This window comes from Pseudomonas sp. G3-19 (assembly GCF_054855875.1).
Genome location: NZ_JBMPIQ010000003.1, coordinates 2,001,622 through 2,019,005 on the forward strand (window position 1 = coordinate 2,001,622; position 17,384 = coordinate 2,019,005).

Annotated in this window: 22 protein-coding genes; 6 read left to right on the plus strand and 16 right to left on the minus strand. The window is 57.9% G+C overall.

Translation table 11 applies throughout. The features are described 5' to 3' along the window. Positions 1–17: 17 nt before the first annotated feature. The 4 genes from rplT to thrS are packed head-to-tail and all read right to left on the minus strand — an operon-like array spanning position 18 to position 3,131. Positions 18–374: a 50S ribosomal protein L20 gene (rplT, locus tag ACOYXI_RS09125; RefSeq protein ID WP_002553161.1), complete on the minus strand. Its 357-nt coding sequence runs from the start codon at positions 372–374 to the stop codon at positions 18–20. A gap of 28 nt (positions 375–402) precedes the next feature. Continuing rightward, on the minus strand, positions 403–597 hold the full coding sequence (gene rpmI, locus ACOYXI_RS09130; RefSeq protein WP_002553160.1) for a 50S ribosomal protein L35: 195 nt from the start codon (positions 595–597) through the stop codon (positions 403–405). 60 nt (positions 598–657) lie between these two features. Beyond that, entirely contained in the window at positions 658–1,209 is a 552-nt protein-coding gene (gene infC, locus ACOYXI_RS09135; RefSeq protein WP_170929410.1) for a translation initiation factor IF-3, read from the minus strand. Beyond that, positions 1,209–3,131, minus strand: coding sequence for a threonine--tRNA ligase (thrS, locus tag ACOYXI_RS09140; RefSeq protein ID WP_007961251.1), 1,923 nt, complete (start codon positions 3,129–3,131; stop codon positions 1,209–1,211). Before thrS ends, infC begins: the two co-directional genes overlap by 1 nt. Positions 3,132–3,513: 382 nt before the next feature. Between thrS and ACOYXI_RS09145 the strand changes: the two genes are divergently transcribed. Next, entirely contained in the window at positions 3,514–3,813 is a 300-nt protein-coding gene (locus ACOYXI_RS09145; RefSeq protein WP_003226370.1) for a hypothetical protein, read from the plus strand. A gap of 292 nt (positions 3,814–4,105) precedes the next feature. Then, entirely contained in the window at positions 4,106–4,318 is a 213-nt protein-coding gene (locus ACOYXI_RS09150; protein WP_003179963.1) for a cold-shock protein, read from the plus strand. Positions 4,319–4,390: 72 nt separating this feature from the next. Here ACOYXI_RS09150 and ACOYXI_RS09155 read toward each other — a convergent pair whose 3' ends face one another. Both ACOYXI_RS09155 and ACOYXI_RS09160 read right to left on the minus strand, forming a co-directional pair. Next, positions 4,391–4,708 carry an I78 family peptidase inhibitor gene (locus ACOYXI_RS09155; protein ID WP_098964624.1) on the minus strand — a complete coding sequence of 106 codons (318 nt, stop codon included), beginning with the start codon at positions 4,706–4,708 and terminating at the stop codon, positions 4,391–4,393. A gap of 168 nt (positions 4,709–4,876) precedes the next feature. Next, positions 4,877–5,182, minus strand: coding sequence for a hypothetical protein (locus ACOYXI_RS09160; RefSeq protein ID WP_098964626.1), 306 nt, complete (start codon positions 5,180–5,182; stop codon positions 4,877–4,879). A 132-nt stretch (positions 5,183–5,314) separates the two neighbouring features. Between ACOYXI_RS09160 and ACOYXI_RS09165 the strand changes: the two genes are divergently transcribed. Next, positions 5,315–5,527, plus strand: a complete 213-nt coding sequence (locus ACOYXI_RS09165) for a hypothetical protein (RefSeq protein WP_096796226.1) — start codon at positions 5,315–5,317, stop codon at positions 5,525–5,527. A gap of 33 nt (positions 5,528–5,560) precedes the next feature. On the opposite strand, the gene ACOYXI_RS09170 is transcribed toward ACOYXI_RS09165, so the two are convergent. The 8 genes from ACOYXI_RS09170 to ACOYXI_RS09205 all read right to left on the minus strand — a co-directional run bounded on the left by ACOYXI_RS09170 (position 5,561) and on the right by ACOYXI_RS09205 (position 13,200). After that, a complete protein-coding gene (locus ACOYXI_RS09170) occupies positions 5,561–6,589 on the minus strand; it encodes a nucleoside hydrolase (protein WP_096796176.1) in 1,029 nt (342 codons plus the stop codon). A 45-nt stretch (positions 6,590–6,634) separates the two neighbouring features. Further along, positions 6,635–7,039, minus strand: coding sequence for a D-ribose pyranase (rbsD, locus tag ACOYXI_RS09175; protein ID WP_098964629.1), 405 nt, complete (start codon positions 7,037–7,039; stop codon positions 6,635–6,637). Then, a complete protein-coding gene (gene rbsK, locus ACOYXI_RS09180) occupies positions 7,036–7,953 on the minus strand; it encodes a ribokinase (protein ID WP_223007847.1) in 918 nt (305 codons plus the stop codon). The genes rbsD and rbsK overlap by 4 nt, the downstream gene beginning before the upstream one ends. Before the next feature lie 24 nt (positions 7,954–7,977). Further along, positions 7,978–8,997 carry a LacI family DNA-binding transcriptional regulator gene (locus tag ACOYXI_RS09185; RefSeq protein ID WP_027611551.1) on the minus strand — a complete coding sequence of 340 codons (1,020 nt, stop codon included), beginning with the start codon at positions 8,995–8,997 and terminating at the stop codon, positions 7,978–7,980. A 3-nt stretch (positions 8,998–9,000) separates the two neighbouring features. Further along, entirely contained in the window at positions 9,001–9,978 is a 978-nt protein-coding gene (locus ACOYXI_RS09190; protein WP_007961238.1) for an ABC transporter permease, read from the minus strand. Next, positions 9,975–11,528, minus strand: a complete 1,554-nt coding sequence (locus ACOYXI_RS09195; protein ID WP_098964633.1) for a sugar ABC transporter ATP-binding protein — start codon at positions 11,526–11,528, stop codon at positions 9,975–9,977. The genes ACOYXI_RS09190 and ACOYXI_RS09195 overlap by 4 nt, the downstream gene beginning before the upstream one ends. Before the next feature lie 57 nt (positions 11,529–11,585). Continuing rightward, a complete protein-coding gene (locus ACOYXI_RS09200; RefSeq protein WP_461674764.1) occupies positions 11,586–12,542 on the minus strand; it encodes a substrate-binding domain-containing protein in 957 nt (318 codons plus the stop codon). 202 nt (positions 12,543–12,744) lie between these two features. Further along, positions 12,745–13,200, minus strand: a complete 456-nt coding sequence (locus tag ACOYXI_RS09205; protein WP_027611549.1) for a hypothetical protein — start codon at positions 13,198–13,200, stop codon at positions 12,745–12,747. A 348-nt stretch (positions 13,201–13,548) separates the two neighbouring features. Between ACOYXI_RS09205 and ACOYXI_RS09210 the strand changes: the two genes are divergently transcribed. The 3 genes from ACOYXI_RS09210 (at position 13,549) to ACOYXI_RS09220 (ending at position 15,799) form a co-directional block, all read left to right on the plus strand. Further along, entirely contained in the window at positions 13,549–14,637 is a 1,089-nt protein-coding gene (locus ACOYXI_RS09210; protein WP_027611548.1) for an asparaginase, read from the plus strand. Positions 14,638–14,835: 198 nt separating this feature from the next. Next, on the plus strand, positions 14,836–15,105 hold the full coding sequence (locus ACOYXI_RS09215; protein WP_371917862.1) for a DUF1654 domain-containing protein: 270 nt from the start codon (positions 14,836–14,838) through the stop codon (positions 15,103–15,105). A 4-nt stretch (positions 15,106–15,109) separates the two neighbouring features. Further along, the gene (locus tag ACOYXI_RS09220) at positions 15,110–15,799 is read left to right on the plus strand and encodes an endonuclease (protein ID WP_003226397.1); all 690 of its coding nucleotides are present in this window, start codon (positions 15,110–15,112) and stop codon (positions 15,797–15,799) included. A 55-nt stretch (positions 15,800–15,854) separates the two neighbouring features. Here the strand turns inward: ACOYXI_RS09220 and ACOYXI_RS09225 are convergent, their stop codons facing one another. Next, complete coding sequence (locus ACOYXI_RS09225; RefSeq protein WP_098964638.1) at positions 15,855–16,766, minus strand: siderophore-interacting protein; 912 nt, start codon at positions 16,764–16,766, stop codon at positions 15,855–15,857. 86 nt (positions 16,767–16,852) lie between these two features. Then, complete coding sequence (locus tag ACOYXI_RS09230) at positions 16,853–17,221, minus strand: sporulation protein (protein ID WP_047293271.1); 369 nt, start codon at positions 17,219–17,221, stop codon at positions 16,853–16,855. Positions 17,222–17,384: the final 163 nt, after the last annotated feature.

Below are 17,384 nucleotides of genomic sequence, written 5' to 3' on the forward strand. Positions count from 1 at the left end.
GTGACTGTCGGGGGTACTTAAGCCAAGGTGGCTTTAGCTTTCTCGACAATCGCAGCAAACGCCGCTTTTTCGTTCACTGCCAGATCAGCCAGAACCTTACGGTCGATCTCGATGGACGCTTTTTTCAGGCCAGCGATGAAACGGCTGTAGGACAGACCGTTAACACGAGCACCAGCGTTGATACGAGCGATCCACAGAGCGCGGAACTGACGTTTTTTCTGACGACGGTCACGGTAGGCGTATTGGCCTGCCTTGATTACCGCTTGCTTGGCAACACGGAATACGCGGGAGCGTGCGCCGTAGTAGCCTTTAGCAAGTTTCAGAATTTTTTTGTGACGCTTACGGGCAATGACGCCACGCTTTACACGAGCCATGAGTTACTTCCTCTATTCTTGACTAAAATTAACGAAGGCGCAGCATGCGCTCGACTTTTGCCACGTCAGACGGATGCAGCAAGCTGCTACCGCGCAGTTGACGCTTACGCTTGGTCGACATTTTGGTCAGGATGTGGCTCTTGAAAGCGTGCTTGTGCTTGATACCGTTAGCAGTTTTCAGAAACCGCTTAGCAGCACCACTTTTGGTTTTCATTTTTGGCATGTTCGGATACTCCGCATTCAGTTGATAAACATAATCAGAAGGCCTGCCGTGCCCTGTTGATTACTTCTTCTTTTTCGGGGCGATGACCATGATCAGCTGGCGTCCTTCCATCTTAGGATGCTGTTCGACCGAACCGTACTCGAGCAGGTCAGCTTCAACCCGCTTGAGGAGTTCCATCCCCAGCTCCTGGTGGGCCATCTCACGGCCGCGGAATCGCAAGGATACCTTGGCCCTGTCCCCGTCACTCAGGAAACGTACCAGGTTGCGCAGTTTTACCTGGTAATCCCCTTCCTCCGTCCCTGGACGAAACTTGATTTCTTTTACCTGAATCTGCTTCTGGTTTTTCTTCGCTGCTGCAATCTGCTTCTTCTTCTCGAAGATCGATTTGCCGTAGTCCATCACCCGGCAAACCGGTGGGACTGCGTCAGCAGAGATTTCTACCAGATCAAGCTTTGCTTCTTCAGCAATACGAAGCGCTTCATCAATCGAGACGATGCCAATCTGCTCGCCATCAGCGCCAATTAACCGAACCTCGCGTGCCGAGATATTCTCGTTGATCGGGGCTTTCGGTGCAGCTCGTTTATCTTGTCTCATTTCACGCTTAATAATAATTACTCCGAATCTGGGCGACCACGCCGGGAAACCGCTTGCGCGAGAAACTCAGCGAACTGGGCGACGGGCATCGAGCCCAGGTCAGCACCTTCACGAGTACGCACAGCGACAGTCTGCATCTCGACTTCCTTATCTCCGATAACCAAAAGATAGGGAACCTTGAGCAAAGTATGCTCGCGGATTTTAAAGCCGATCTTTTCATTTCTCAAGTCGGACTTGGCACGAAATCCGCTTTCGTTGAGAGTTTTTTCAACCTGAGCGACGAAATCTGCCTGTTTATCAGTGATATTCATGATCACTGCCTGGGTTGGCGCCAGCCACGCAGGGAATGCACCTTCGTAATGCTCGATCAGAATCCCGACGAAACGCTCGAACGAACCGAGGATCGCCCGGTGCAGCATCACTGGGTGTTTGCGGCTGTTGTCTTCGGAGACGTATTCGGCGCCCAGACGGACAGGCAGGTTGAAATCGAGCTGCAAGGTACCACACTGCCAGACGCGACCGAGGCAATCTTTCAGCGAGAACTCGATTTTCGGACCGTAGAACGCACCTTCACCCGGCTGCAGATCATATGGCAGACCCGCGGAATCAAGGGCTGCAGCCAGTGCCGCTTCGGCGCGATCCCACAGCTCGTCGGAACCCACGCGTTTTTCCGGACGAGTGGACAGTTTCATCTCGACATCGGTGAAGCCGAAGTCGCGGTAAACGTCCATGGTCAGCTTGATGAACGCTGCGGATTCGGCCTGCATCTGCTCTTCAGTGCAGAAGATGTGGGCGTCATCCTGGGTGAACGCACGCACACGCATGATGCCGTGCAGCGCGCCCGATGGCTCATTACGGTGGCAGGCACCGAATTCGGCCAGACGCATCGGCAGCTCGCGGTAGCTCTTCAGGCCCTGGTTGAAGACCTGCACGTGGCACGGGCAGTTCATCGGCTTGATGGCGTAGTCGCGGCTTTCCGACTCGGTGGTGAACATGTTGTCGGCGTAGTTGGCCCAGTGCCCGGATTTCTCCCACAGGCTGCGATCGACCACTTGAGGGGTCTTGATCTCGAGGTAGCCGTTGTCACGCTGCACCTTGCGCATGTACTGCTCGAGCACCTGGTACAGAGTCCAGCCATTCGGGTGCCAGAACACCATGCCCGGCGCTTCTTCCTGGGTGTGGAACAGGCCCAGGCGCTTGCCGATCTTGCGGTGATCGCGCTTTTCCGCTTCTTCGATGCGCTGGATGTAAGCCGCCAGCTGCTTCTTGTCAGCCCAGGCGGTGCCGTAGACGCGCTGCAGCTGCTCGTTCTTGGCATCACCGCGCCAGTAGGCACCGGACAACTTGGTCAGCTTGAAGGATTTCAGGAAGCGAGTGTTCGGCACGTGCGGACCGCGGCACATGTCGACGTATTCTTCGTGGTAGTACAGACCCATGGCCTGTTCGTTCGGCATGTCCTCGACCAGACGCAGCTTGTAGTCTTCGCCGCGAGCCTTGAACACTTCGATCACTTCGGCGCGCGGAGTGACTTTCTTGATCACGTCGTAATCTTTATCGATCAGCTGATGCATGCGCTGTTCGATGGCGGCCATGTCGTCCGGAGTAAAAGGACGCTCGAAGGCGATGTCGTAATAGAAGCCTTCATCGATGACCGGACCGATGACCATTTTGGCCGTCGGGTACAGCTGCTTGACCGCATGGCCAACCAGGTGCGCGCAAGAGTGGCGAATGATCTCCAGCCCCTCTTCATCCTTTGGCGTGATGATTTGCAGCGTCGCGTCGCTGTCGATGATGTCGCAGGCGTCGACCAGCTTGCCGTTGACCTTGCCGGCCACGGTGGCCTTGGCCAGACCTGCACCAATGGATGCGGCGACCTCGGCTACGGAAACCGGGTGATCGAATGAACGTTGACTGCCGTCGGGAAGAGTAATAGTTGGCATGGCGCCTCCTCTCCTAGTGGTGACCCCTACCAAAGGTCACGTGGGTTGGGATGAGCCAGTACAAGATCCGATCCAGGCCATTCAATGACGAACGCCTGCCTTACAGCGGCAGGAGCCTTGCGGCCAACCGGAAAACCGAACCAGAGTGACTGGGATTCAAATCAGAATTTTTCGCACGCTGACCGCTGCCGGGGCTGAAGGCCATCCGGAGCCTGAGAACGCTTGAGCCCGGCATGCTAGCACAGATGAGCGGTCATCGACGTCATCGAATTGAGGTCCTGCTGATTTGCGCATTTTTGCGTCGCGAAGTGAACTTGGGATATACGCTTTGCCTCAAATAAGCTGAGAATCGTCGCCGATATCAACCCAAGGAGTTTCCGACATGCGCCTTATCCGACTTTTTGCTTTCGCGGCCCCGCTGGCCCTGCTGCTGCCGCTGAGCGCCAACGCGGCCTGGCCTGCCGGCGTCAAAGCCCAATACATGAACGACTGCACCGCCGCAGCCAGCAAGAGCGTCAATCCGGCCGAAGCCAATAAACATTGCGCTTGCGGTGCCGACGTTCTGGAAAAGAAATTCACCACGCAAGAGATCGCGCAACTGATGGACAAGAACACCCCGCCAAGTGGTGAACTGGGTCAGCGAGCCTTGAAAGAAATCTCGGTTTGCCGCGTGCAGAAATAAGCGCTGACGAATGTTTTTTCGGGCGCCGAGCAGGCTGAAAACCGCCCAAAAGACCCCGAAATCGATAATTTACGCAGGTTTTATAGCTTTTTTTACACCCTCTTCACTCGGCTGAAAGCCACTGAAACCGGGGCTTGCAGACATTTGAGAGGTTTAAATCAATGCAATATGAAAGCAAACAGCACGTCCGGGGGGCTACCAAAGCGAACATTTCGACTATGATACTCCGGTGTGCCCAGTTGGCCTGAGCAGCACAGTACTACTGAAAATATATGTTTCTTGGAGATACACCATGTCTAATCGCCAAACCGGCACCGTTAAATGGTTCAACGATGAAAAAGGCTTCGGCTTCATCACTCCTCAAGGTGGCGGTGACGACCTGTTCGTACACTTCAAAGCTATCGAATCCGACGGTTTCAAAAGCCTGAAAGAAGGCCAGACCGTCTCTTTCGTGGCTGAGAAAGGCCAAAAGGGTATGCAAGCTGCACAAGTTCGCCCAGAGTAATTTCCTGGCGCACTAAAAAAACCCCGTCCATGTGACGGGGTTTTTTATGCCTGCAACAAAAGCGATCTGCGATCAGCCGCAGTTGACGCGAGTGACCACCAGGTTGTTGTCGGTGTTCAGATTCAGGCGATCGGAACGGTACTCCAGAGTGATCATGTCAGTTGGCTTGAGGAAGCGGGCGTTTTGCGCGCCAGCCTTGACGCGAGCCTGATCGAGCAGTTCCGGCGAAGCCTTTTTACCGATGGCAAACTCCGCTGCCTTTGCTTCACAGCGGCTATGACCGGCATCGGTCGCCACAGGATCCTTTGCCGACTCGCTGGAGGTTGTGCTGCAACCGGCCAACATGGCAACGGCCATTAGTGCACCCAGAGACGCGAACTTCAAAGGCATGAAGCCTCCTTTTTTCAAATGGTTAAGCTGAGATCGTGCGACCGCCAATTCGGCGTTTGGTTTCACAGCCGGTGCCATCACCCTGCCCCACGACCCGGAAAAACGCTGAGTCTGCCTGAAGTGCGCGCACCGCATCCTCACGCAATCGTCACCGAATATTAATGAAGCTCAATAGACGTCGATGTAATCGTGCGGCGGATTCGGCCAGTTGTCTTTCAGCGCATTGAAAATCTGCATCACCCAGACTTCATCACTGGCCGCGACCTTGCCGACATACCCCGACCCCTTGGCCCAGGTCTCCAGGCGAAACAGCAGGCCATCAATATCCTGCCCGCCGGTCACACCGGAAGAAATATAGGCAATTCCACTCTTGGTCACGCGCAGCTGCGTGTGCACATCATCGCTGGCCGACGCCAGCAACTGGCGCACAGCGTCGAGTGTCAGGCCATCGGGGGTGTTCAAATCGATCTGCACAGCACATTCCTTGGATCAGCCGGAAAAGACCAAGTGTCGCATAGCGTCGCGCTCATGCCTAAGTCGCAGTGCCAAACGCCCGACAAAGTGGTTAACTCGCTTTCAGACATTCCCGACTTTTCGAGCGCACTCATGAACACCGTAAGCATCTCCGCCGACATCAAGGTTCATTGGCCGAAGGGGCACAGCTCGTACAGCCCGGGCAGTGCGGAGGAGCTGGCGTTGATCAGCATCGATCTGCTGGTCAAGACGATGGGAACCCAGGGCGCACAAACGTTTATCGCCCAGGTGTTCGAGCGGTACCAGCATGACGGCGAGAACACGCAGGACACCGAGAGAAAATAAAAACCCGCAGGCTGGCACCTGCGGGTCACAGCCTTACTTCAAGCGCTTCAGACGCTCGGTCAGCAGATCGAAGAAGCCTTGAGCATCCCCATTTTCCACCCAGAAGGCGTTCTTCGGCGCCTTCAGACCGTCATACCAGTCAACGATGGTCTGGCCAAAAGTCGGACCTTCGCGACTATCCACCACAACGTTCACCGAACGACCGGTGAACAGCTCAGGCTTGAGCAGGTAAGCGATGACGGTAGCGTCATGCACCGGGCCGCCCGGGATGCCGTAATGCTCCATGTCACCCTTGATGTACTCGTTGAGGATGTCGCCAACAATCTTGCTTGCGTTGTTGTTCAGTGCAGCAATCTGTTTCAGGCGTGCGTCGCTGGTGAGGATCTTGTGGGTCACGTCCAGCGGCAGGTAGGTCAGTTTCACGCCGCTCTTGAGTACCACCTCCGCCGCTTGCGGGTCGGCGAACAGGTTGAATTCGGCCACCGGGGTGATGTTGCCGCCATTGAAGTGCGCACCGCCCATGATCACCACTTCCTTGATGCCATTGACGATCTCCGGCTCCTGGATCAGCGCCAGCGCCAGGTTGGTCTGCGGGCCAAGCATGGCGATGGTGATGCTGTGCGGCTTGGCTTTTTTCAGGGTGTCGATCAGGTAGTTGACCGCATTGCCTTCGGCCAGGCCTTTTTTCGGCTCATGCACGGTGACACCCGACAAGCCTTCTTTGCCATGGATGTTCTCGGCGTAGATCGGCGTACGCATCAGCGGTTTCGGCGCACCGGCATACACCGGAACGTCTTCGCGCCCTGCCCATTCTCGAGCCAGGCGCGCGTTGCGCGATGTCTTGTCGAGGCGCACGTTGCCAGCCACGGTGGTCAGTGCACGAATGTTCAGTTCATCCGGCGAAGCCAGGGCGAACAGCAAAGCGACTACGTCGTCGGCACCCGGGTCGGTGTCGATGATCAGGTCGATCTTTTCAGCAGCCTGAGCGCCGGTGGCGGTAATAAAAGACAAAAGCAGCAGACTCCGAAGCAATTGGTGGAGTTTTTGAGCATAGCGGTGCATGGCGCATTCCTTGTGCTGATGAAAATGAAAGGGTCGGAAACCCGATTAGAACGTTACCCCGGCCACCAGCACGATGTTGCAGTACGGCTGACATTCGCCTGTACGAACAATCGCCCGCGCCTGTCGGCTGAGAACCTTGAATTGCTCATGCGTCAGCAGCTCGCGCCGACCGAGGGCACCCTCTTCCTGCAACTCGTCCAGCGCGACCAGGGCGGTCGGCTGCTTGTCGAGGATTTCGTTGGCCAGCACATGGCTTTCCACCTGCATCTCGCTGAGCACGACTTTCAGGGTACTGACAAAATCCGGAACGCCGTGGGTCAGCGCCAGATCAATCAATTCAACACCCGGTGGCACCGGCAGTCCGGCGTCACCGATGACCACCATGTCACCATGGCCCAGGGAGGCGATCAGCCGCGACAACGCGACGTTGAGCAGAGGAGTCTTTTTCATGCGGGTTTGAACGCCTGTACGTCGGACATGGTTGGAATGGAAGGTTGTGCGCCGGCCCGGGTCACAGACAGCGCTGCCGCGACTTGCCCGTACCGGATCGCCTCGGCCTCGGATTTGCCACTGGCGAGCGCCGCAGCAAAACCGCCGACGAAGGTATCGCCCGCGGCGGTGGTATCGACCGCCTGCACCTTTGGCGCCGGGAAGTGCTCGAAACCTTTGCCATTGGCAAACAGTGAACCTTGCGCACCGAGGGTAATGATGACCTTGCCCGCGCCCATTGCGATCAACTGGTTGGCAGCGCTTTCTGCGCTTTGCAGCGAATCGACCGGCAACCCGCTCAACGCGGATGCTTCACTTTCGTTGGGGATCAGGTAGTCGATGGCGGCAAACCAGTCTGCCGGTAGCGGACGACTGGCCGGCGCCGGATTGAGGATGACCGTTTTACCCAGCGCACGTGCACGCTTGAGCGCATGCCCTACCGTTGCATCCGGGATCTCGAGCTGGCAGATAATCACGTCGGCCGCTTGCAGCACCGCATCAAAACGGTCGATCACTGCCGGGGTCATTGCACCGTTGGCGCCAGCAACGATCACGATGGCGTTCTGACTGTTGTCATCGACCACGATCAGCGCCACGCCACTGGAATCTTCGACTGTGCTCACCGCCTGACAATCGATCTGCTCAGCCAGCAACGCGTCACGCAATTGCACGCCGTAGTCATCGTTGCCAACACAGCCGACCATTGCCACCCGCGCACCCAGGCGCGCAGCAGCGACTGCCTGATTGGCGCCCTTGCCGCCGGACACGGTGGCAAAGGAATGACCGATCAGTGTTTCACCGCCCTTGGGCAGCCGTGGTGCCCGGGTGACCAGATCCATGTTCAGGCTGCCTATTACCACTACATTTGCTGGCATACATCACTACTCGTCAATTCGGTTTCAGCGGTACTCGGTGAATACGCCGGACAGCGGCGCAGTCGATTCGCGCAAGACAATACTCGGGGTCACGATCCGTTGATCGGTGACCAGACTCGGGGTAGCAATCCTTCGCAGCAACACTTCGGCAGCCATCTCGCCCAACTGCAGGATCGACTGGCCAACGGTGGTCAGCGCCGGGTACACGTAGCGACTCATCTGGATATCGTCGAAGCCGATCACCGACAGCTCGCTCGGTACGCGGACATTGCGCTCGGCCGCCGCGCGCAGCACACCGATCCCGATCATGTCGTTACCGGCGAAGATCGCACTCGGCGGATTGCTTTCAAGCAGGATCGCCGCCGCGTTGTAACCGCCAGTGCTGGTGAAATCGCTTTCCAGCATGCGCTCGGCCCGCACCTTGATGCCCGCCTCCTGCAGCGCCCGACAAAAACCGGCCTGGCGCATTTGCGCCACGCTAGTGCTCGACGGACCACCGATGGTGGCGATGTCACGATGGCCCAGCTCCAGCAGATGCCGCGTCGCCAGATAAGCGCCATACTCATGGTCGATGCGCACCAGGTCGGCGTCGACGCCATCCAGCCCGCGGTCGACGATGACCATCGGCGTTTTCACCCCGGCCAGCCCTTGCGCGAGCCCGATATCGCCACCGGCGGAGGCGACGATCAGACCGTCAATGCGCTTCTCCAGCAGCACGCGCAAATAGCTGCGCTGTTTTTCCGGGTTGTCGTCAGAATTGCACAGGATCACGCAGTAGCCGTTACGCTCGCAGTAATCCTCGATGCCCCGTGCCAACTCGGCAAAATACGGGTTGAGGCTGTTCGGCACCAATAAGCCAATGGTCGCAGTGGTCTTGGCTTTCAGCGAACGCGCAACCGCACTCGGCACATAGTCGAGGCTTTTGATGGCCGCCTCGACCTTCAACCGCACTTCCTGGCTGACCGGGCGCGTCTTGTTCACCACGTGAGAAACCGTGGTGTAGGAAATCCCCGCGAGCGCCGCCACATCCTTGATCGTTGCCATCTGTTAGCCCCGTCGACTGGCGCGCTGGCTGCGATAGGTATCGAGCACTACCGCGATGACAATCACCGCGCCGGTGATGATGCGCTTGGTTGGCTCGGTCGCGCCAATCTGCGCCAGACCGGCGGCCAGTACCGAAATGATCAACACACCGAAAAAGGTGCTGATCACCGAACCACGGCCACCCATCAGACTGGTGCCACCGATCACCACGGCGGCGATCACTTGCAATTCGAGACCGGAGCCGGCATTCGGGTCTGCCGCTTCCAGCCGGGAAATCTGGAACAGCGCGGCGATACCCGCGAGCAGCCCCATCAGGCTGAACACCAGAATCTTGTACGGTTTTGGATTGATCCCGGCCAGCCGCACAGCTTCCTCATTGGTGCCGATACCGATCAGGTAACGACCAAACACGGTGCGGGTCAGCACAGCTTGCGCAATGAATATCACCAGCAAGGCAATGATGAACGACGGCGAAATGCCGAACGCGATCGGGTTCGACAGCCAGGCAAATGAATCACCAATGTACGCGGTGCGCGAACCGGTCATCTGATACGCCAGACCACGGGCCATTTCCAGCACACCGAGCGAAACGATGAACGACGGAATGCGCCACGCCACGGTGATCGAACCGGTCACCGTTCCCGCCAGTGCCGCCACCGCCATACCCAGCAACGCGGCCGGCAACACGCTCCAGCCCCAGCCGAGAATCGCCACGCTGACTGTCGAAGCGGCAAGTGCCAGCACCGAACCGACCGACAGGTCGATGCCGCCGATGATCAGTACAAAGGTCATGCCCACCGCCAGCACCATCAGATCGGGAATCTGGTTGGCCAGCGTGCTGAAAGTGTCATAGGACAGAAAGTGGCTGCTCATCATCGAGAACAGCGCCACCATCGCCAACAAGGCCCCGGCCAGGCCCAGATAGGTGCCCAGACCGTAGAAATTGCCACTACGTTTGCCGGCGGAAGATGCAGTTTTCATGGGAGATCCCTAGGCGCCGCTTCATTGAGCAACGCATCACGTTTTTGGTAGCCGGCGAACGCGGCGGCAAGCAAATCATCCTGGGTCCAGCTGTCGCGCTCGAAGGTATCGATCAAACGCCCTGCCGACAGCACACCAATCCGGTCGCAGATCAGCATCAGCTCGCGCAGGTCACTGGACACCACCACCAGCGCCTTGCCCTGACGCGTCAACTCGCCCAGCAAGGCGTAGATATCGAACTTGGCACCGACATCGATGCCGCGGGTCGGCTCGTCGAACAACAGCACCGAGCAATCGCGCTCCAGCCAGCGGCCGATCACCACTTTCTGCTGGTTGCCGCCAGACAATTCCGACACCAACTGAGTTGGGCTGGAACTGCGGATGCGCATGGCGTTGATCTGACGCTGCGCCAGGGAAATTTCGTCGCTGGCATTGACGATTCCTGCCCTGGAAATCTCCGGCATGTTGCCCAGGGCGATGTTGGCGCTGATCGACTGACTGAGCAGCAGGCCTTCACCTTTTCGGTCTTCGGTGATCAAGGCAATGCCATGGTTCACCGCATCAACCGGCGAACGCACACTGACCACCTGCGCCGGCGAACCCAGCGCAATCGTGCCGCTGTCGGCCAGATCGGCGCCGAAGATCAGTCGCAGCAATTCGGTGCGCCCTGCCCCGATCAGCCCGGAAATCCCGAAGATCTCGCCGGCGCGCACTTCGAAAGAAACATCGCGCACCTTGTCGGAACGGGTCAGGCCCTGGACCGTCAGTGCCGGGGCGCCGATCTTGCGCGGGCCCATGTCGATGTGTTCGCCCAGTTCGCGACCGACCATCAAGGTGACCAGTTGCTCACTGTTGTAGTTGGCCATCGGCTCGACGCAGACCAGATTACCGTCACGCAGCACAGCAATGCGCTGCGCGACGCGCGCCAGCTCTTCGAGACGGTGGGAGATATAGATGATGGAGACGCCACGCGCCTGCAAACGAGTGATCTGCTCGAAGAGCATTTCCACCTCGCGGGCAGTGAGCATCGCGGTCGGCTCATCAAGGATCAGCACATGGCAATCGCCGATCAGGTTGCGTGCGATCTCGACCATCTGCTGGTGCCCGATCCCCAGCTCACCCACCAGGGTGTCCGGGTCAATGGCATCGAGGCCGACCTGCGCCATGGCTTCGATCGCGGCTTTGCGCAATTGCTTGCGACTGATCCAGCCGCCGTTGCTCGGCAGGTTGTCGAGAAACAGGTTTTCCGCCACCGACAGGGTCGGCAGCAGATTGAGTTCTTGCATGACCATGCGCACGCCAAGCTCTTCGGCCTGGGTGCGACTGCCCGGACGGTAGTCCTTGCCCTGGAATTGCATCTGACCGGTGGTGGGCGTAACCAGCCCCCCAATGATCTTCGACAGCGTGCTTTTACCGGCGCCATTCTCACCGGTCAGCGCCAGCACTTCACCGCGCATCAGCGTCAAGTCGATGCCCGTGAGCACCGGTTGCGCATAGGTCTTACCGATACCGCTGACCGAGAGGACAGCGTTCGGGGCGGAAACTGACATAAAAAACTCTCCATGCGCTCGTCCGGACGGACGAGCGCCGTTGTGTCGCCGGAAGACTTACTTAGTGACCAACTCGACTGGCGTTTCGATCACGCCATTGACGCCGCTGTCGACTTTTTCGCCCTTGAGGATTTTCAGCGCAGTCTCGATACCGAACACGGCCTGCTTGGCAGCGAACTGATCGGCCGTCGCCAGCACACGACCATCCTTGAGCATCGGCTTGATCGCATTGATGTTGTCGTAACCGACCACTTGTACCTTGCCCGCCTTGCCGGCAGCACGCACAGCGGAAACAGCGCCAACGGCCATGCTGTCGTTACCCGCCAGCAGCGCTTTCACATCCGGGTATTCGCTGAGAATCGACGCAGCAACCTTGTTGCCCTTGTCGATCTCCCAGTCACCGGATTGCAAGGAGACAACCTTGATCTGCGCCGCCTCCATCGCATCCTTGAAGCCTGCGGTGCGTTGCTGGGCGTTGGTGGTGGTGGACACGCCTTCGATGATGCCGACCTCGTCACCGGCCTTCAGTTGCTTGGCCAGGTATTCGCCGACCAGACGCGCACCTTTGCGGTTGTCCGGGCCGACGAATGGCACGCTGATTTTTTTGCTTTTGACGATCTGCGGATCGAGCTGGTTGTCGATGTTGATCACAGTGATGCCGGCATCGACGGCTTTCTTGATCACCGGCACCATGGCTTTGGAATCGGACGGTGCGATGACCAGCGCGTTGACCTTGGCCAGAATCATCTGCTCGACGATGCGGGTCTGGCCGGCGGTATCGGTCTCGTCCTTGATGCCGTTGGAGATCAGGTCGAAATCGGCGGAGTGTTCTTTCTGGTAGGCCTTGGCGCCATCTTCCATGGTCAGGAAGAATTCGTTGGCCAGGGATTTCATGACCAGTGCGACTTTAGGTTTTTCCGGGGACTCGGCGAAAGCCGAAGAGACAGGTAGTGCGGCGGCTGCGGCAGCCAGCATAGCGACAGCAAGAAGACGTCCAGCGAATGGCAGCTTCATGGGTTCACTCCGATCTTATGATTATTGTGAGCAACGCTCGCGCTGGCGTAAGCTTCAGCGCTCTCTTCCGGACAATAGTGCACCGGGGAAGCCGCGCAAACGTTTGCGTAGACCGAACTATGCGAATCCCGCCGACATTTGTCAACAATCAGAAATCGTTGTTGTATTGCGGGGCGCAATCGTCTGATTCACCCCTTACCGCTTAAGCCGTGGTGCTGACCAGGTTGCCGCTGGTGGAATCCTTGGACATTTCCTTGACCAGTGCCGCTGCGACTTCCATCAGCGCGCCGCTGGTTTGCGCGATCTGCCCCTGAACGGACATCACCGCCTGTGATTTGGCCTCGGGCGTCGGATAGCTCGCCGCCTGAGCCGCCGCCAGTTGCTGTTGCTGCTCCTGCAGTTGCTTCTGCAATTCCTGCATGCGCTTGAGCAACATTTTTACGGTCACGCTCAGACTGTCGCCGCTGTCAGCGCTATCCGCCTTGCTGGCTTCTTGCGCGGGACCACCGGTGCGAACTTGATTGCTCGGTTCTTTTTCAACGCCAAGCGCCTCGTCGGCCGCATCTGCTTCCGCCTGGTTCATTGCATTGATTGTCGCTGCGGTTTTACCGCCAATGGTGACTGAGCCGGGATTTGAAAAACCGATCGTCAGTGACATGTGCACTCCCTAAATAAACGTTTCCTTCCACAGCCATCGGCCTGCTGACGGGTTTCTTTAGCGGAAAACCTGAACCGGCAAGCCGTTGCGGTCGCCAGGAGGTGTAGTCCCTTTCGGTGAACCGAACACGAAAGCTTCCTTTGTTCGGAAACCCGGATAAGCCATTCACTCAAGAATCCGCCAACTTACAAAATATTGATATAAATCATCAGGTTAAACATTTCTCTAAAGCAAAGTAGCACTGGTACAGATCCTGCTCCCTAGCCTGCACCCCGGGCATTCAGATCGGCACGGGGCGCATCTAGATGAACCTGCATCAGCACCGTCTCACTACTAGAGAGAAAAATAATGAAATCTGCTTTCAACACCTTGGTTCCGGGCGCTTTGGCCCTCCTCCTGCTCCTGCCCACTGCCCTTCAGGCAAAAGAAGTCGAAACCCAGACCAAACTCGCCAACGTCGTGGTGCTTGCCACGGGCGGCACCATTGCCGGTGCCGGCGCCAGCGCAGCCAACAGCGCCACCTATCAAGCGGCCAAAGTCGGGATTGAACAACTGATCGCCGGCATCCCCGAACTGAGCAAACTGGCGAACGTGCGTGGCGAACAAGTCATGCAGATCGCTTCGGAAAGCATCACCAACGACAACCTGCTGCAACTGGGTCGCCGCGTATCCGAGCTGGCCGACAGCAAAGACGTCGATGGCATCGTCATCACCCACGGCACCGACACCCTGGAAGAAACCGCGTACTTCCTGAATCTGGTGGAAAAAACCGACAAGCCGATCATCGTGGTCGGCTCGATGCGTCCGGGCACCGCCATGTCGGCGGACGGCATGCTCAACCTGTACAACGCCGTCGCCGTCGCCAGCAGCAAAGAAGCGCACGGCAAAGGCGTGCTGGTAACCATGAACGACGAGATCCAGTCCGGTCGCGACGTCAGCAAAATGATCAACATCAAGACCGAGGCGTTCAAAAGCCCTTGGGGTCCGCTGGGCATGGTGGTTGAAGGCAAATCCTACTGGTTCCGCTTGCCGGCCAAGCGTCACACCATGGATTCGGAATTCGACATCAAAAACATCAAGAGCCTGCCTGACGTAGAAATCGCCTACTCCTACGGCAACGTCGACGACACCGCTTACAAGGCTCTGGCCCAGGCCGGCGCCAAAGCGATCATCCATGCCGGTACCGGTAACGGTTCGGTGTCTTCGCGCGTAGTGCCATCCCTGCAAGCCCTGCGTAAAGACGGCGTGCAGATCATCCGCTCGTCCCACGTCAACGCCGGCGGCTTCGTCCTGCGTAACGCCGAACAACCTGACGACAAGTACGACTGGGTGGTCGCTCACGACCTGAACCCGCAAAAGGCCCGCATCCTGGCCATGGTCGCCCTGACCAAAACCAACGACAGCAAAGAACTGCAGCGGATGTTCTGGGAATATTGATTGGCCCTCGCCTGACCCTTTCGGGTCGGGCAACCTGCTCACCACTCGCCCGTGCGGCGGGTGGTGCTGCCACTTACGCTGAGCGCGACTTTTTCATACAAAATAATCGACCCGACTTACACCAAAAGCGGAAAAGCGCTGTCAGAGGATTTTCTTGAATTTTAAGCAGTTGCGAAAATGCTTACAGTTAAATACTGTATGCCCGTACAGCTTAATAAGGATAACCTCGTGGCCACCTCTCCTGATGCTCCTGACGCTTACGAACGCATGGGCATGCGCGTTCAGAAAATCATCAATTCCCCTACCGCACAAAAAGCCAAAGCCGCACTGATCTTCCGTCTGCCGGACGAGCCTGTGGATGCATGGGAGCAACTGCTCGAGGAAATCGACGAGAACGACAACGTCACACTCGCCTATCGCGACGATGGCGGCGTGCAGATTTTTTGGGTTGTGCCGAAGGAAGATTGATTCAATGAGTGTCCGCTGTTTTGCTTTGCTGCTGCTGTTCATCGCTTTTGGCGCCCAGGCTGGCGCGCCCCGCACTTTTACCGAGGCCAAAAAGGCCGCCTGGAAACTGTATGCACCGCAGTCCACCGAGTTTTACTGCGGGTGCAAGTACACCGGCAACAAGGTGGACTTGAAGGCTTGCGGCTACGTACCACGTAAAAATGCCAAGCGTGCTTCACGCATCGAATGGGAACACATCGTCCCGGCGTGGGAGTTCGGTCACCAGCGTCAATGCTGGCAGTCGGGCGGGCGCAAGAACTGCACCCGCTATGACCCGAGCTACCAGAAAGCCGAAGCCGACCTGCACAACCTGGTGCCGAGCATTGGTGAGGTCAACGGTGACCGCAGCAACTTCAGTTATGGCTGGCTGCCGGTGCAATCCGGGCAGTACGGCTCGTGCCTGACCCAGGTCGACTTCAAGGCCAAGAAGGTCATGCCGCGCCCGTCGATTCGCGGCATGATCGCGCGCACCTATTTCTACATGAGCAAGCAGTACGGCTTGCGCCTGTCGAAACAGGATCGGCAACTGTACGAAGCGTGGGACAAAACTTATCCAGTGCAGGACTGGGAACGTCAACGCAATCAGAGCGTGGCGTGCGTGATGGGACGCGGCAATGAATTTGTCGGCCCGGTAAACCTGAAAGCCTGCGGCTGATTCTTCAGCGCAAAAGAAAAGGCCTCGAACGTGATGTTCGAGGCCTTTTTTGTTTTTAGCTGCCAGCCTTGTTGTAGCGCCAGTAGCCCATCAGATTGAGTGACTCGCGCGAGATACCGCACTCCTTGATCAAGTATTTGCGCAGACGCATGACCGCTGCGCTTTCTCCGGCAATCCAGCCATAAAAACCTTCAGGGGCCGTGTTGGCGATCTCCCAGAGAATGTCTTTGTCGATATCGACTTCGGCGAGTTCGGCAGCTTGCCCGACCGATGAATCCTCTGCCGGCAGGAACGCCTGCTGCACTGCCTCTACCATCAGCGCCCCAGCCACTACTTCTGGCGTCTGATCGCGAACCAGCCACTGCACCGACAGCCCAGGCCAATCCGGCACCGGGAGCATGTCTGGTGCGCTGTCCACTTCAAAGTAAGCCTGAGTCTGAGGCGGTTCAGCCATGGCAGCCAACTCGTCAAGAATGCCCATGGCGGCCGGCAATGCCGTGGCATCGGCCACCAGCAAAACCTCCTTGAGCAGCTGCGGCGGTTTCCATTCAAACCCTCCGGCGTCCTGCGCGGAAAAACCGCTGTCAGGAGCGAGAATCTGCATCGACGCTCCTGGCTGCGCACGCAGCGCCCAGCGCGACGCGGGCCCGGTTTCGCCATGCAGAACAAAATCGATATCGACCTCGCCTTGCTCGGCGCGCAAATGACGAATGGTGTAGGTGCGCATTGCTGGCCGCCGGCTCGCCAGCATCGAACGAAAACGCGCGTACCAGCCCTCCTCCTGCGCAAGACTTGCAGGCGATCCATCTTCAGCAGGGAAGAACAATTTGACCCGCTGATCCGGCGCCCAAGTGGCCATGCCACCTATCGAAGGGTCGGCGAGCGTGATCCGCATCATGTGCGGACTCACCAGCGTCTTGCGGTGCAAAACCGCATTGAAGAGTTTGTAGGGAGCGGTGGAGGCCATGCGGAGCTCCTTCGGGAAATCGTGATTGACTCGTATAAGACGAATCGCCCGCGATGTCCTTTAGGCCGCTCCGCTGAAAGTGCTGCTTACGGCGCGAGCGGATGCTCGACGATCACCGACTCGACGTTCTGCTTCTTGGCCTTCACCAATGCCGCATCCACCTCTACCTTGCGCGCTTGCGCGTCGGCCTGGGAGTTGAACGGACCAATCAGGATCCGCGTCTTGCCGCTGCTGTCCTTGATCACGGTCGGCACGAACGCATGCTCGATCAACCAGCCACTCAGGTCACTGACAGCCTGAGGCGTTTCGCCGCGTACTTCGAGGTCCCATTGCGGGGCGGACGCCGCCGCAGGTGCGGCCGCGACTGCCGTTTTCGGCTTCTGCACGTCTACACTCTTGCCTTCACCACATCCCGCCAATGCCAGTGCCGCGACCATCCAGACCAGTTTGCGCACAACGCTTTCCTCGAAAATCACAAAGCGCCGATCTTAACATTCATAAATACTTCGCGAGGCCCGCAAAATGGGCACAAAACAACGAGATTGATGATTGCAGCCTCTGTATAGTTACGCCCTGGGAATTAATGCCGCATCTGCGCGTCAGAAAGAGGCACCCAAA

What these genes read in the sequence shown, in the direction of transcription:
- ACOYXI_RS09150 (WP_003179963.1), top strand. Translation starts at nt 4,106, where the DNA reads ATGTCTAATCGCCAAACCGGCACCGTTAAATGGTTCAACGATGAAAAA.
- ACOYXI_RS09190 (WP_007961238.1), bottom strand. Translation starts at nt 9,978, where the DNA reads ATGAAAACTGCATCTTCCGCCGGCAAACGTAGTGGCAATTTCTACGGT.
- rbsD (WP_098964629.1), bottom strand. Translation starts at nt 7,039, where the DNA reads ATGAAAAAGACTCCTCTGCTCAACGTCGCGTTGTCGCGGCTGATCGCC.
- ACOYXI_RS09205 (WP_027611549.1), bottom strand. Translation starts at nt 13,200, where the DNA reads ATGTCACTGACGATCGGTTTTTCAAATCCCGGCTCAGTCACCATTGGC.
- rpmI (WP_002553160.1), bottom strand. Translation starts at nt 597, where the DNA reads ATGCCAAAAATGAAAACCAAAAGTGGTGCTGCTAAGCGGTTTCTGAAA.
- ACOYXI_RS09195 (WP_098964633.1), bottom strand. Translation starts at nt 11,528, where the DNA reads ATGTCAGTTTCCGCCCCGAACGCTGTCCTCTCGGTCAGCGGTATCGGT.
- ACOYXI_RS09210 (WP_027611548.1), top strand. Translation starts at nt 13,549, where the DNA reads ATGAAATCTGCTTTCAACACCTTGGTTCCGGGCGCTTTGGCCCTCCTC.
- ACOYXI_RS09200 (WP_461674764.1), bottom strand. Translation starts at nt 12,542, where the DNA reads ATGAAGCTGCCATTCGCTGGACGTCTTCTTGCTGTCGCTATGCTGGCT.
- ACOYXI_RS09215 (WP_371917862.1), top strand. Translation starts at nt 14,836, where the DNA reads ATGCCCGTACAGCTTAATAAGGATAACCTCGTGGCCACCTCTCCTGAT.
- ACOYXI_RS09145 (WP_003226370.1), top strand. Translation starts at nt 3,514, where the DNA reads ATGCGCCTTATCCGACTTTTTGCTTTCGCGGCCCCGCTGGCCCTGCTG.
- ACOYXI_RS09170 (WP_096796176.1), bottom strand. Translation starts at nt 6,589, where the DNA reads ATGCACCGCTATGCTCAAAAACTCCACCAATTGCTTCGGAGTCTGCTG.
- ACOYXI_RS09165 (WP_096796226.1), top strand. Translation starts at nt 5,315, where the DNA reads ATGAACACCGTAAGCATCTCCGCCGACATCAAGGTTCATTGGCCGAAG.
- ACOYXI_RS09225 (WP_098964638.1), bottom strand. Translation starts at nt 16,766, where the DNA reads ATGGCCTCCACCGCTCCCTACAAACTCTTCAATGCGGTTTTGCACCGC.
- ACOYXI_RS09185 (WP_027611551.1), bottom strand. Translation starts at nt 8,997, where the DNA reads ATGGCAACGATCAAGGATGTGGCGGCGCTCGCGGGGATTTCCTACACC.
- ACOYXI_RS09220 (WP_003226397.1), top strand. Translation starts at nt 15,110, where the DNA reads ATGAGTGTCCGCTGTTTTGCTTTGCTGCTGCTGTTCATCGCTTTTGGC.
- rbsK (WP_223007847.1), bottom strand. Translation starts at nt 7,953, where the DNA reads ATGCCAGCAAATGTAGTGGTAATAGGCAGCCTGAACATGGATCTGGTC.
- thrS (WP_007961251.1), bottom strand. Translation starts at nt 3,131, where the DNA reads ATGCCAACTATTACTCTTCCCGACGGCAGTCAACGTTCATTCGATCAC.
- ACOYXI_RS09155 (WP_098964624.1), bottom strand. Translation starts at nt 4,708, where the DNA reads ATGCCTTTGAAGTTCGCGTCTCTGGGTGCACTAATGGCCGTTGCCATG.
- rplT (WP_002553161.1), bottom strand. Translation starts at nt 374, where the DNA reads ATGGCTCGTGTAAAGCGTGGCGTCATTGCCCGTAAGCGTCACAAAAAA.